Source organism: Bradyrhizobium sp. NP1, assembly GCF_030378205.1.
Lineage (GTDB): Bacteria > Pseudomonadota > Alphaproteobacteria > Rhizobiales > Xanthobacteraceae > Bradyrhizobium.
The window spans coordinates 4,052,208-4,063,993 of record NZ_CP127385.1; the positions used below are offsets into that span (position 1 = coordinate 4,052,208).

Sequence of the window (11,786 nt, forward strand, 5' to 3'; positions counted from 1 at the left end):
CCGCTAACGCAAGATCTGACTCAAAAACAGCTTGGTCCGCGCGTGCTGCGGATGGGCGAAGAACTCCGCCGGCGTGTTCTGTTCGATGATCTGGCCGGCATCCATGAACACGACGCGGTTGGCGACCTCGCGGGCAAAGCCCATTTCGTGGGTGACGACGAGCATGGTCATGCCCTCCCTGGCAAGGTCGACCATGGTGTCGAGCACCTCCTTGACCATTTCCGGATCGAGCGCCGAGGTCGGCTCGTCGAACAGCATCACCTTGGGGTTCATGGTGAGCGCGCGGGCGATCGCGACGCGCTGCTGCTGGCCGCCCGACATCTGGCCCGGATACTTGCCGGCCTGATGCGGGATCTTCACGCGCTCCAGGAATTTCATCGCGGTCGCCTCGGCGTCCTTCTTCGGCACGTTGCGGACCCAGATCGGCGCCAGCGTGCAGTTGTCGAGCACGGTCAAATGCGGGAACAGATTGAAGCTCTGGAACACCATGCCGACGTCGCGGCGGACCTCGTCGACCCGCTTCAGATTGGGACCAAGCTCGATGCCGTCGACGACGATCTGTCCCTCCTGGAATTCCTCCAGCGCGTTGATGCAGCGGATCAGCGTCGACTTGCCGGAGCCCGAGGGGCCGCAGATCACGATGCGCTCGCCGCGGGCGACCTCCAGGTTGATGTCGCGCAGCACGTGGAAGTCGCCGTACCATTTGTTGAGGCCGGATATGCTGACGATCGGGTTCTCGCTCATGGCTCTCTCAGTTGCGCCGATGCGCGTTCAGCCTGTTCTCGACGAACAGCGAATAGCGCGACATGCCAAAACAGAAGACGAAGTAGATCAGGCCGGTGAAGGCGAAGCCGGTGAACAGCGTGGTCGGCGTCGCCCAGGCCGGATCGGAGAAGGAGGCGCGCAACTGGCCGAGCAGGTCGAACAGCGCAACGATGGAAACCAGCGAAGTATCCTTGAACAGCGCAATGAAACTGTTGACGAGGCCGGGGATGACGTGGCGCAGCGCCTGCGGCATCACGATCAGCGCCGTCGTCTTCCACCAGGATAGGCCCAGCGCGGCAGCGGCCTCGCCCTGCCCGCGCGGGATTGCCTGCAAGCCGCCGCGGATCACCTCCGCCTGATAGGCGCCGGCAAACAGCGCGATGCCGATCAGCGCCCGCACCAGCCCGTCTACCGTGAAATTACCCGGCAGGAACAAGGGCAGCATGTAGGTTGCGAAGAACAGCACCGTGATCAGCGGGACGCCGCGCCAGAATTCGATGAAGGCGATCGAGAACACACGAATCAAGGGGATCGTCGAACGCCGCCCGAGCGCCAGCGCGATGCCGATCGGCATCGAGGTGACGATGCCGGTGACGGAGACGACGAGCGTCACCAGCAGGCCGCCCCAGAGCCTGCTATCGACAACAGGCAGACCGCCGCGGTCGAGCCCCATCACGGCAATGATCACGGCCATGCCGGCAAAGATCGCGAGGCTCGTGAGCAGCGCCCGCCAGCCGGCGCGGAAGCCACCGCCAAAGTAAAACAGCAGCAACGACACGACCGCCGCGGTGATCGCGAAATCGATCCAAAACGGCTGGCCCGACGCCTGGATCTGGTCGCCCAGCCAGGTCAGCGGCAGGACGAGATAACCGATGGCACCACCGATAAGGAGCAAGAGCTTGCCCAGTGCCCAGAGCACGGGACCGAGCAGCGAAGCCTGGCTTGCGCTCGCGAGCGCCTGACCGGCACTGGCGATGCTGGCATCGAATACCCCGAGAAAGGCGGCTGTCCAGCTCACGCCGAAGCCGCCCAGGCCGCCGCCGCGCAGCAGGAAGAATGCCACGATCGGAAATGCGAAGAAGAACAGGAGAGCGTTCGGCCCCTTGGCCGGCAGGCGCGGCACCAGAAGCGGCAGCAGCAGCACCGCGCCGAGCAGGAAGGTCAGATTGACGCGCCAGCGCTCGGGCTCCGGATAGAAGCCGTAGATAAACTGGGTGAATTTCGCGGCAATGAACGGCCAGCAGGCGCCGACGGCGCGGCCGGCATTGTCGGCCAGGCACGCATTGCGGTCGCCGCCGCGCCAGACCGCATCGATCAGCAGGAACTTGATGGCGGGAACGAGCACGAACCAGAGCAGCAGGATGCTGACGATGGTGATGAGGATATTGGTCGGCGTGTTGAAGAGCCGCGTGCGCAGGAAGCCGACCAGCCCGGTGGTCTTCACCGGCGCGGGGCGCTCCGGCACGAGCTCGGCGCGGACGAAGGCGGATGTCGTGGTGTCGCTCATCCGCCCATGCTCCGGCCGATGCGCCATCCGTAAAAGCTCATGATGGCGCTGGTTATGAGCGAGATCAGGAGATAGACGCCCATGGTGATGCCGATGATCTCGATCGCCTGCCCGGTCTGGCTCAATGTCGTTCCGGCAAATACCGAAACCAGGTCCGGATAGCCGATCGCGACCGCGAGCGAGGAGTTCTTGGTCAGGTTGAGATACTGGTTGGTGAGCGGCGGCAGGATCACCCGCATCGCCTGCGGAATCACGATCAGTCGCAGCACCGCGCCGCGATGCAGCCCGAGCGAGGAGCCTGCCTCCATCTGCCCCTTGTGCACGGACAGGATGCCGGCGCGCACGATTTCGGCGATGAAGGCTGCCGTGTAGGTCGACAGCGCCAGGGTCAGCGCGACGAATTCAGGGATGATGCGGGCGCCGCCCGAAAAATTGAATCCCTTCAGTTCCGGGAATTCCAGCCGGAGCGGCTTCCCGAACACCAGCATGGTCAGAAGCGGCAGGCCGACGAGAAGGCCGAGCGCGTAGGGCCAGACCGCGATCACCTTCCCATGCTGAAAAAGCTGGCGGCGCGAATAACGCCACAGGATCAGCGAAGCGATGATGGCAACGGCAAGCGCCGCGACGAACGGCTCGAAGCCGGGATCGCCGATCGCCTTCGGCACGATCAGGCCACGGTTGTTAAGGAAGAAGCTGGAGAACAGCGCGATGCTCTGCCGTGGGCCCGGCAGCGCCGCGAGCACCGCCAGGTACCAGAACAGGATCTGGAACAGGAGCGGCAGGTTGCGGATCAACTCCACATAACCGCCCGATATCCGCGACAGCAGCCAGTTCGGCGACAGCCGCCCGAGCGCGACCAGAAAGCCGATTAAGGTCGCGAAAAAGACGCCGATCACCGACACCAGCAGCGTGTTGAGCAGCCCGACCAGGAAGACGCGGGTATAGCTATCCGAGCCGGAATAGGGAATCAGCGTCTGGCTGACGTCGAAACCGGCGGTGTTGCGCAGGAATCCGAAGCCCGCCGTGATGTGCTGCGTCTCGAGGTTGGCGCGGGCATTGGCCACGATCTCGTAGCCGATCCACGCCAGCAACGCGACGAACACGACCTGGACCGCGAAGCCGCCCCATCCGGCGCGGCCGCCCAGCGCGCGCTTCAGTCTGAAGGCGAACTGCGTCGGGGGTGGCCGACTGCCCGCTTTTCCAAGTTCGTCTCCCATCGCAGCGTCCGCCCCTTCACGAATTTCGGAAAGTATCGGGCACTGGCAAGACCACGATTCCGGTGCCGCCTGTCGATTTGAAAACAGTTCGCCGCCCGCTGTGCGGGAACCTCAAATCGGCGGCACCGGCCTCGATGCTCATGCGCAAAACCGCTTGGCGAGGGATCAGCGGATCGGCGGCGCGTACTGGATTCCGCCCTTGTTCCAGAGCTGGTTGAGGCCGCGCGCGATGCCGAGCTTGGAGCCGGCGCCGACATTGCGGTCGAAGGACTCGCCGTAATTGCCGACCGCCTTCACGATCCGGCTGAACCAGTCCTTGGTGAGGCCGAGCTGCTCGCCGAGATTGCCGTCGGTGCCGAAGGCGCGTTTCAGCTCCGGCTTGTCGGATTTCGCCATCTCGTCGACGTTCTTCTGGGTGACGCCGAGCTCTTCGGCATCGAGCATTGCGAACAGGGTCCATTTCACGATGTCGAACCACTGGTCGTCGCCGTGGCGCACCATCGGACCCAGCGGCTCCTTCGAGATCACCTCGGGCAGCACGACATGGTCGGCGGGATTGGCGAGCTTCAGCCGCTCGGCATAGAGCTGGGAAACGTCCGAGGTGAAGACGTCGCAACGCCCGGATTCATAGGCCTTGACGGTTTCGTCCGCGGTGCCGAAGGCGATCACCTCGTACTTCATGTTGTTGCCCTTGAAGTAGTCGGCGAGATTCTGCTCGTTGGTGGTGCCGGTCTGCACGCAGACCGAGGCGCTGTTCAATTCAAGCGCCGAGTTCACCTTCAGCGATTTCTTCACCAGGAAGCCCTGGCCGTCATAATAGGTGACGCCGGTGAAGTTGGCCCCGAGCGAGGTATCGCGCGACAGCGTCCAGGTGGTGTTGCGCGACAGCACGTCGATCTCGCCGGATTGCAGCGCCGTGAAGCGGTCCTTCGCCGACAGCGGCACGAACTTGATCTTGGTCGCATCGTCGAAGATGGCGGCGGCGAGCGCGCGGCAGACGTCGACGTCGAGCCCGGTCCAGTTGCCCTTGTCGTCGGGCGAGGAGAACCCCGGCAGGCCCTGGCTCACGCCGCAGGACAGCAAGCCGCGGTCCTTGACCGTCTTGAGCGTCTGCGCGGTTGCGGTGGTCGACAGACCGGCGGCGAGAGCGAGGGCGAGAGCGAGGGATACGCGTTTCATGGCAAGGCCTTTCAAGGGTCGTCCGGGGCATGGTCGCTTCGTCGCAGCGTCGGTTGCTGGGCTAACCCCGTGATCCACCAACGCAAATATCGGCCAAGCGGCGGTCGAATCTGCGGATCGGCTTAAGCGGTGGATCGAAGGTCGCGGCAAGCCCCTCAACGAGCGGCGACTGAATAGCTGGCGCGCATCACAGAACGGCTCGCAGGCCGGGTCAAGGGGTTGACGGCACTCTTCCCGCTCCTGTTAGTAAGCGTCCGGGCGCGAGTCAGCTCGCGGTCGGCGCTTGCGACGCCCGGCAAAAATCCCCTGAAAAGCGGCAAACCCATGGTTTCTTCGGACGGCTCAACCTCGCAGGCGCAACAAGCCGAGACCCGCCTGGTCACGTCCGGCCGCGACACCAAGGCGCAGAAGGGATTCGTCAATCCACCCGTCGTGCATGGCTCGACCGTGCTCTATCCGACGGCGGAGGACCTGCACGCGCATCGCGGCGAGTTCCAGTACGGCCGCCACGGCACGCCCACGACCAGGGCCTTGCAGGAAACCCTGATGGCGCTGGAAGGCCCGCAATGCGCGGGGGTCGGGCTTGCGCCCTCCGGGCTGGCGGCGATCTCGACCACCCTGCTCGCGGTGCTCAAAGCCGGCGATCACCTCCTGGTCTGCGACAACGCCTACCGCCCGACGCGCAATTTCTGCAACGGCCTGCTCAAGCGCTACGGTGTGGAGACCACCTATTTCGACCCGTTGATCGGGGCCGGCATCGACGCCCTGTTCAAACCAAACACGCGAGCCGTGCTGGTCGAGGCGCCGGGCTCGCAGTCCTTCGAGATGACCGACATTCCCGCAATCGCCGCGGTCGCGCATGCGCGCGGTGCGCTTGTCATCGACGACAACACCTGGGCAACGCCGCTGTTTCATCGTTCGCTCGATCAGGGCGTCGACATCAGCATGCAGGCGGCGACCAAATATGTCGGCGGCCATTCCGACATCATGTTCGGCACCATCTCGGCAAATGCCGAGGCCTGGCCTGTCATCGCCGAGAATATCAGGCTGCTCGGCGTCTGCGCCGGCCCCGACGACGTATTCCTGGCGCTGCGCGGTCTGCGCACGCTGTCGGTGCGGCTGCACCAGCACTATCGCTCGGGGCTCGATATGGCGCGCTGGCTCGCAGGCCGGCCCGAGGTGCAGCGGGTGCTGCATCCGGCGCTCGAAAGCGATCCAGGCCACCCGATCTGGAAGCGTGACTTCACCGGCGCCTCCGGCCTGTTCAGCATCGTGCTGAAGCCTGCGCCGCAGCAGGCCGTCGACGCGCTGCTCGACACGGTCAAGCTGTTCGGCATGGGCTATTCCTGGGGCGGCTTCGAAAGCCTCATCATCCCCTTCGATTGCTCCGCCTATCGCACCGCGACCAAATGGGCGCCGGGCGGCCCGACCCTGCGGCTGCATATCGGGCTCGAAAGCACCGCCGATCTCAAGGCCGATCTCGAGCGCGGCTTTGCGGCGTTCAACGCCGCCGCCTGAAGGCGTCGCGGTCGTCCCGGGCTCGTGGAACGCTCGGGACGCCCACGCGTTGGTGCCCGGTTTTGAGCCGACTGCTTTGCCGACAAAACGATTGATCCGCCGTCGTTTGGCGATAGCCTGAACCTTCATATCAAATCAGGGAAGCGCAAAGCATGGGAAGCCTGGTCCTTCTCGACCTGATGGGCGGCGTGGCGCTGCTGCTGTGGGGCCTGCATATGGTCCACAGCGGCATCCTGCGGGCGTTTGGGCCCGACCTGCGGCGGGTCCTGTCCAAAGCACTGAGCAACCGTTTCAGAGCCTTTGCGGCCGGGATCGGCGTCACCGCACTCCTGCAGAGCAGCACCGCGACTGCGCTGATCACGAGTTCGTTCGCCGCCGAGGGGCTGATCGGCCTCGTCACGGCGCTCGCGATCATGCTTGGCGCCAATGTCGGCACCACCCTGATCGTACAGGTGCTGTCGTTCAACATCGCCGCGGTCGCCCCGGTCTTGTTCGTGCTCGGCCTCGTCGCGTTCCGCAGCGGAGCGCGCTCGCGCATCAAGGATCTCGGCCGAGTCGCGATCGGGCTCGGGCTGATGCTGCTCGCCCTGCATATCCTGCTCGACACGCTGGCGCCTGCGGAGGACGCGCCGGGCGTCCGCGTCCTCGTCGGCGCGATGACCGGCGATCCCGTGCTCTGCATCATCATCGGCGCCGTCGTCACCTGGGCGGTGCATTCCAGCGTCGCCAGCGTACTCCTGGTGATGTCGCTGGCCTATGCGCATTTCATCACGCCCCTGGCTGCACTTGCCCTCGTGCTCGGGGCCAATATCGGCAGCGCCATCAATCCGCTGGTCGAAGGCGCACAGCGCGACAATCCGGCGAGCTTCCGCCTGCCGCTCGGCAACCTGCTCAACCGCCTGGTCGGGGTGGTGCTGGTGCTGCCGTTCCTGCGCTCACTCGCGCAGGCGCTGCCGGGCTGGCAGCCCGACCTCGCGAAGCTGACCGCGGAATTCCACATCGCCTTCAACGTGGCGACCGCCGTGCTGTTCATCGGGATGCTCGACGGTGTTGCGCGGCTGCTGCGATGGATGCTGCCCGACCGGGTACAGGAAGCCGATCCGGCACGGCCGCGCTATCTGGACGAGAGCGCGCTCGCGACCCCTTCGCTCGCGCTTGCCGATGCGGCGCGCGAAGTGCTGCACATGGGCGACCTCGTGGAAACCATGCTGCGCAAGGTGATGGCCGCCCTGTTGACCAACGACCGTGCGCTGGTCGACGAAGTTTCCAAGACCGACAACAGCGTCGACCGGCTCGACGAGGCGATCAAGCTCTACGTCACCAAGCTCACCCGCGGCAGTCTCGACGAGAACGAGGGACGCCGGGCCATGGAAATCATTTCCTTTGCCATCAATCTCGAGCATATCGGCGACATCATCGACAAGAATCTGAGCGAGCTCGCCACCAAGAAGATCAAGCGACGCCTGCAGTTCTCTCCGGAGGGCACAGAAGAATTATCCGCCTTCCACAAGCGGACCATGGAGTCACTGCGCATGGCGTTCGGCGTGTTCATGTCGGGCGACGTCAACGAGGCGCGCAAATTGCTGACGGAAAAGGCGGCGCTGCGCCAGATCGCGCTTGCCGCCACCGAGCGGCATCTCGACCGCCTCCGCGAAGGCCGGCCCGAGACGATCGAGACCACGTCGCTGCATCTCGACGTGCTGCGCGACCTCCGGCGCATTCACTCGCACATCTGCTCGGTCGCCTACCCGGTGCTGGATGCCGCGGGCGAGCTAACCGCCATTCGCGCCAACGAAGGCGAGTTGACGGCCGTGCCGGCGCCTTTGACGCAGCCGTTGCCGCGCTGAGGAGATCCGCGCGGCCGGCGGCCGCCGTCCCGATCAGCGGTCCAGCGTCTTCGATCCGCTGCCGCGATTCTTCACGATCAGCATGATGTTGCGGACATAGATGAGGTTTGCGAGCAGCTGTCCAAAGATGATGACGGGCTCGCGCTTCACAAGGCCGTACAGCAGCGTCATCAATCCGCCGCCGACCGAGAAAAACCAGAACGCCATCGGCACCACGCTGTTGCCGGCGCGTTCGCTGGCAATCCATTGCACCAGGAAACGCGCGGCAAAAAGCAGCTGCGCGACCAGGCCGAATGCAAGCCAGACATCGAACTTGGCAACGAAGACGTCATAGAGATAGCTGCTGAGCGCCTGCCCGTACTGGATCAGCATCACATCACCTCGGTCGCAACTGGAGTGGGCTTCTTGCGGCGGATCAACCACCAGACCCCGGCCAGGTCCATGATCCCGATCCATAGCCGGTCGAAGAAGCCATAATTTGACACGCCGGCGCGGCGTGGCCGGTCGATCACGTCGACATAGGCGATCTCGTAACCTTCCCGGCGCATCAGCGCGGGCAGGAAGCGGTGCAACCCGTCGAAATAGGGCATCATCAGGAAGACGTCGCGGCGGAAGGCCTTCAGCCCGCAGCCAGTGTCGCGGGTGCCGTCGTGCAGGATGGTGCTGCGCACCTTGTTGGCGATGCGCGACTGCAGCTTCTTGAAACCGGTATCTTTGCGCCCGACCCGCTGGCCGGCGGCAAGCCCGATGCGCTCGCCGCCGTTTTCGACCGCCGCGATCAGGTCAGGCAGGAACACTGGATTGTTCTGCCCGTCGCCGTCGAGCGTCGCTACGATTGCGCCGCGCGCGGCACGCACGCCGCTGCGCACCGCCGCCGATTGCCCGGCCGACGCGGCATGGCGGAGCTGGCGCAGATTGGGCCGCTGCTTCATGACGGCGGCGAGCCGATCGGCGGTCGCATCGGTCGAGCCGTCGTTGATATAGATGATCTCATACGCCCAGCGGCCATCGAGCGCGGCGACGATCTCGTCGATCAGCGGCACGATGTTGTCCGCCTCGTTGCGCACGGGAACAACGACGGAAACGGCAGGTTCGAAGGAAACCAAATCGAGGCCTTGGGTTAACGGGGTTTGGGGCGGAGCCCGCGCCAGGGTACCGGCGGGCCGCCCGCTTCTTATGGGCCGGCGACGCCGCGGGCAACCCTTTTAAGCCGGGACAGGCTCCGCCGGCGGCGCAATCCGGCCCGCCTCGCCGATCACAAAAACCAGGCTTCGGCTGGCAAACCAGTAGCGGACCCAAAGCGCGCCGATCACCCCGACCACACCGCCGGCGACGATATCGCTCGGATGATGGGCGAGCAGCACGAGCCGTGTGAACGCGATCGCCAGGGCATAGATCGCCATCGCGACCCGCGCCCGCGGCCAGATCGCGCCGACGGCGAAGGCCAGCGCAAACGCCGTGATCGCATGGCTGGAGGGAAGGCTGAAATAGGGCTCATGTCCGGTGAATGGCGCAAAGTTGAACGGATCGGCCTTGCCGCCAACGAAAGGACGGCCGCGGCCAGCCGCCCATTTCAGGACTTGTCCGATCAAGACCGGCAGCAGCACCGCAAGGAACAGATAGCCCACGCGCGCATCGAAGCCGAGCAACCTTGGGCGCAAGCTTGCTTCGGCGCGCGGCGCGGCGAGCGTGACCACCACCATGACCCCGAACAACAGCCACAGCACGTAGTCGTCCTTGCCGAAATCGGTGAGGATGCGAAACGGCCACAGGCTGGGTGCGCCGCGCGGCGGCATCCAGCCGATCTCGGTGGCATCGAACGCGAACATCAGGACGACGATCGCGATCGCGCCGATCGCGAGCAGCCAGCCGGTCTGCCGGGCCGCGCGTGCCAGCGCCTCACCGCGCCCGAAGTGCGACGGGGCGCGGACCAGCGCCACGAGCGAGCTTCGGGTCAGCGCCAGAACTTGCGGAAAATAGCCCGCCTGCATCTTACTCGGTACCCTCCGAGCGGAAGATCGCGATCGAGACGGCCCTGCCCTGCGAGATATTATAACCGTCGATGCGCCGGGCGACGTTGTAGCGCAAGCCGATCGCCTCCGCGCGCTGCACGAAGCTGCGCTCGGAGCGCTGCTCGACCAGCGCGAAGCGGCAACTGCCCTGATTGAGGAAATCGGCCGCGCCCGAGCCGTCGGTCAGCACCGTCGCGCTGCCGGTCATGAACACCAGGCTCGGCTCGTGGAAACCGGCGGCAGCGGCCTTCGGGCCGACGCAGACCACGTTGCGCAGGGCGCGCGCGATCTCCGCGCTCGGAAACAGCGTGTTCAGCGACGGCATGACCACGCCGTCGATCGCTACCGCCAGGAACATCGCCGCCACCACGGCATTGAGCAGCGAGCGCTCGGCGTGGTTGTCGTCATAGAGCCACCACGCGAACAGGCCGAAGATCATCGATGCGGCGGCGAACGGCCACGCCAGGAAGGCTGGCTGCCGCGTCAGCATGATCGCGCCGACCACCGCGATCGTTGCGGCAAGCGCCGGGATGACGAACCACCAGGCCGAGCCGCGCGTCAGCCACGAGCGCGACAGCACCCGCCGCTCCAACGCGCCGACCGTCAGGATGGCGATCGCCGGATAGAGTGGCAGCACGTAGTGCGGCAGCTTGGTGAGCACGAGCTCGAACACGATCCAGGACGGGATCAGCCAGGCCAGCAAGAATTGCGCCCCCGGCTCGCGCCGTGCCCGCCAGACCGCGGGCGCGGCCATCGCGGCCAGCGCAGCTCCGGGCCAGAACGTCACCCAGAACAGCAGGAGATAGACGCCGGGCGGCGCGCCATGCGACTCCTGTGCCGCGAGTTTGCTCAGCATGTCGCCGCCGACGGAATCGGAGAAGAAGGCATCGCCCGCGCGCCAGAAGATCGCGACGAACCACGGCAGCACCAGGACCAGCATCCACATCAGGCCCCATACCGGGCGCAGCCGCCACAGCCACGCGGCACTGCGATCGAGGATCGCGAGCATGACGATGGTCAGTCCGACAAACATCAGGATCAGCGGCCCCTTGAGCAGGATGCCGCCCGCCAGCGCCGTCCAGAAGATCGCGGGCCAGCGCCACGGCGGCTGCGCGAAATCCTCACCGCGCTGCCAGGACAGGTAGGCGCGCGCCATCGCCCCCATGGCGGCGATCACCGTGAACAGCAGCATCGCGTCGGTCTTTGCCAGCCGCGCCTCGGCGCCGAGCAGGACCGACGAGCCCATGATCAGTCCGGCCAGTACGGCGCCGCGCCGCGTGACGAAGGCAAGCGCTGTCCAATAGGTCAGGAGCATCGCGCCGATCGCGCCGATCAGCGACGGCAGACGGTATACCCAGATGCGAAGCTCGGCCTTCGGCAGACCGAGCGCGGACGCCGTCTCCACCGCCGCAGCCTGCAGCCAGTAGATGCCGACCGGCTTTTTGTAACGGACGTCGTCCTGGAAGCGGATGTCGATGAAGTCGCCGGTCTCCACCATCTGCTTGGTCGCTTGCGCAAAGCGCGCTTCGTCGCGATCAACAGGCGGAATCGAGAAGAAGCCTGGCAGGAAGAGCAGCAAGCCGCAGAGCGCGAGGAAGAGCACGGCGCGGGTGTGGCTCGCGACGACGAAGTCGAGCGCGCGCGACAGACGGCTGCCCGGATTCACCAGGTTCTTGGGCTCGCGCGGCTCGCCGATGCGGCCGAAACGGGGACGGGCGTAGGTCTCCACCATCGGTTCCGC

General features: G+C 65.5%; 9 protein-coding genes and 1 pseudogene. 2 read left to right on the forward strand and 8 right to left on the reverse strand.

Going from position 1 to position 11,786, the window contains the following annotated elements; all coding sequences use genetic code 11:
• Positions 1–3 precede the first annotated feature (3 nt).
• The 4 genes from QOU61_RS19515 to QOU61_RS19530 all read right to left on the reverse strand — a co-directional run bounded on the left by QOU61_RS19515 (position 4) and on the right by QOU61_RS19530 (position 4,668).
• Positions 4–744 (reverse strand): amino acid ABC transporter ATP-binding protein, encoded by a 741-nt coding sequence (locus QOU61_RS19515; protein ID WP_289652833.1) that lies wholly within the window; start codon positions 742–744, stop codon positions 4–6.
• A gap of 7 nt (positions 745–751) precedes the next feature.
• Complete coding sequence (locus tag QOU61_RS19520; protein WP_289652834.1) at positions 752–2,272, reverse strand: amino acid ABC transporter permease; 1,521 nt, start codon at positions 2,270–2,272, stop codon at positions 752–754.
• On the reverse strand, positions 2,269–3,489 hold the full coding sequence (locus QOU61_RS19525; protein ID WP_289652835.1) for an amino acid ABC transporter permease: 1,221 nt from the start codon (positions 3,487–3,489) through the stop codon (positions 2,269–2,271). Before QOU61_RS19525 ends, QOU61_RS19520 begins: the two co-directional genes overlap by 4 nt.
• A gap of 165 nt (positions 3,490–3,654) precedes the next feature.
• The gene (locus tag QOU61_RS19530; RefSeq protein WP_289652836.1) at positions 3,655–4,668 is read right to left on the reverse strand and encodes an amino acid ABC transporter substrate-binding protein; all 1,014 of its coding nucleotides are present in this window, start codon (positions 4,666–4,668) and stop codon (positions 3,655–3,657) included.
• A gap of 324 nt (positions 4,669–4,992) precedes the next feature.
• On the opposite strand from QOU61_RS19530, the gene metC reads away from it, so the two are divergent.
• Both metC and QOU61_RS19540 read left to right on the forward strand, forming a co-directional pair.
• The gene (gene metC / locus QOU61_RS19535) at positions 4,993–6,186 is read left to right on the forward strand and encodes a cystathionine beta-lyase (RefSeq protein WP_289652837.1); all 1,194 of its coding nucleotides are present in this window, start codon (positions 4,993–4,995) and stop codon (positions 6,184–6,186) included.
• 152 nt (positions 6,187–6,338) lie between these two features.
• Positions 6,339–8,033, forward strand: coding sequence for a Na/Pi cotransporter family protein (locus QOU61_RS19540; RefSeq protein ID WP_289652838.1), 1,695 nt, complete (start codon positions 6,339–6,341; stop codon positions 8,031–8,033).
• Positions 8,034–8,066: 33 nt separating this feature from the next.
• On the opposite strand, the gene QOU61_RS19545 is transcribed toward QOU61_RS19540, so the two are convergent.
• The 4 genes and pseudogenes from QOU61_RS19545 to QOU61_RS19560 all read right to left on the reverse strand — a co-directional run bounded on the left by QOU61_RS19545 (position 8,067) and on the right by QOU61_RS19560 (position 11,777).
• Entirely contained in the window at positions 8,067–8,405 is a 339-nt protein-coding gene (locus QOU61_RS19545) for a lipid-A-disaccharide synthase N-terminal domain-containing protein (protein WP_289652839.1), read from the reverse strand.
• On the reverse strand, positions 8,405–9,139 hold the full coding sequence (locus QOU61_RS19550; protein WP_289652840.1) for a glycosyltransferase family 2 protein: 735 nt from the start codon (positions 9,137–9,139) through the stop codon (positions 8,405–8,407). The genes QOU61_RS19545 and QOU61_RS19550 overlap by 1 nt, the downstream gene beginning before the upstream one ends.
• Positions 9,140–9,207: 68 nt before the next feature.
• Positions 9,208–10,024: pseudogene (locus QOU61_RS19555) on the reverse strand (phosphatase PAP2 family protein).
• 1 nt (position 10,025) lies between these two features.
• Complete coding sequence (locus QOU61_RS19560) at positions 10,026–11,777, reverse strand: ArnT family glycosyltransferase (RefSeq protein ID WP_289661615.1); 1,752 nt, start codon at positions 11,775–11,777, stop codon at positions 10,026–10,028.
• Between the last annotated feature and the right edge of the window lie 9 nt (positions 11,778–11,786).

What these genes read in the sequence shown, in the direction of transcription:
- QOU61_RS19530 (WP_289652836.1), bottom strand. Translation starts at nt 4,668, where the DNA reads ATGAAACGCGTATCCCTCGCTCTCGCCCTCGCTCTCGCCGCCGGTCTG.
- QOU61_RS19520 (WP_289652834.1), bottom strand. Translation starts at nt 2,272, where the DNA reads ATGAGCGACACCACGACATCCGCCTTCGTCCGCGCCGAGCTCGTGCCG.
- QOU61_RS19545 (WP_289652839.1), bottom strand. Translation starts at nt 8,405, where the DNA reads ATGCTGATCCAGTACGGGCAGGCGCTCAGCAGCTATCTCTATGACGTC.
- QOU61_RS19540 (WP_289652838.1), top strand. Translation starts at nt 6,339, where the DNA reads ATGGGAAGCCTGGTCCTTCTCGACCTGATGGGCGGCGTGGCGCTGCTG.
- QOU61_RS19560 (WP_289661615.1), bottom strand. Translation starts at nt 11,777, where the DNA reads ATGGTGGAGACCTACGCCCGTCCCCGTTTCGGCCGCATCGGCGAGCCG.
- metC (WP_289652837.1), top strand. Translation starts at nt 4,993, where the DNA reads ATGGTTTCTTCGGACGGCTCAACCTCGCAGGCGCAACAAGCCGAGACC.
- QOU61_RS19525 (WP_289652835.1), bottom strand. Translation starts at nt 3,489, where the DNA reads ATGGGAGACGAACTTGGAAAAGCGGGCAGTCGGCCACCCCCGACGCAG.
- QOU61_RS19515 (WP_289652833.1), bottom strand. Translation starts at nt 744, where the DNA reads ATGAGCGAGAACCCGATCGTCAGCATATCCGGCCTCAACAAATGGTAC.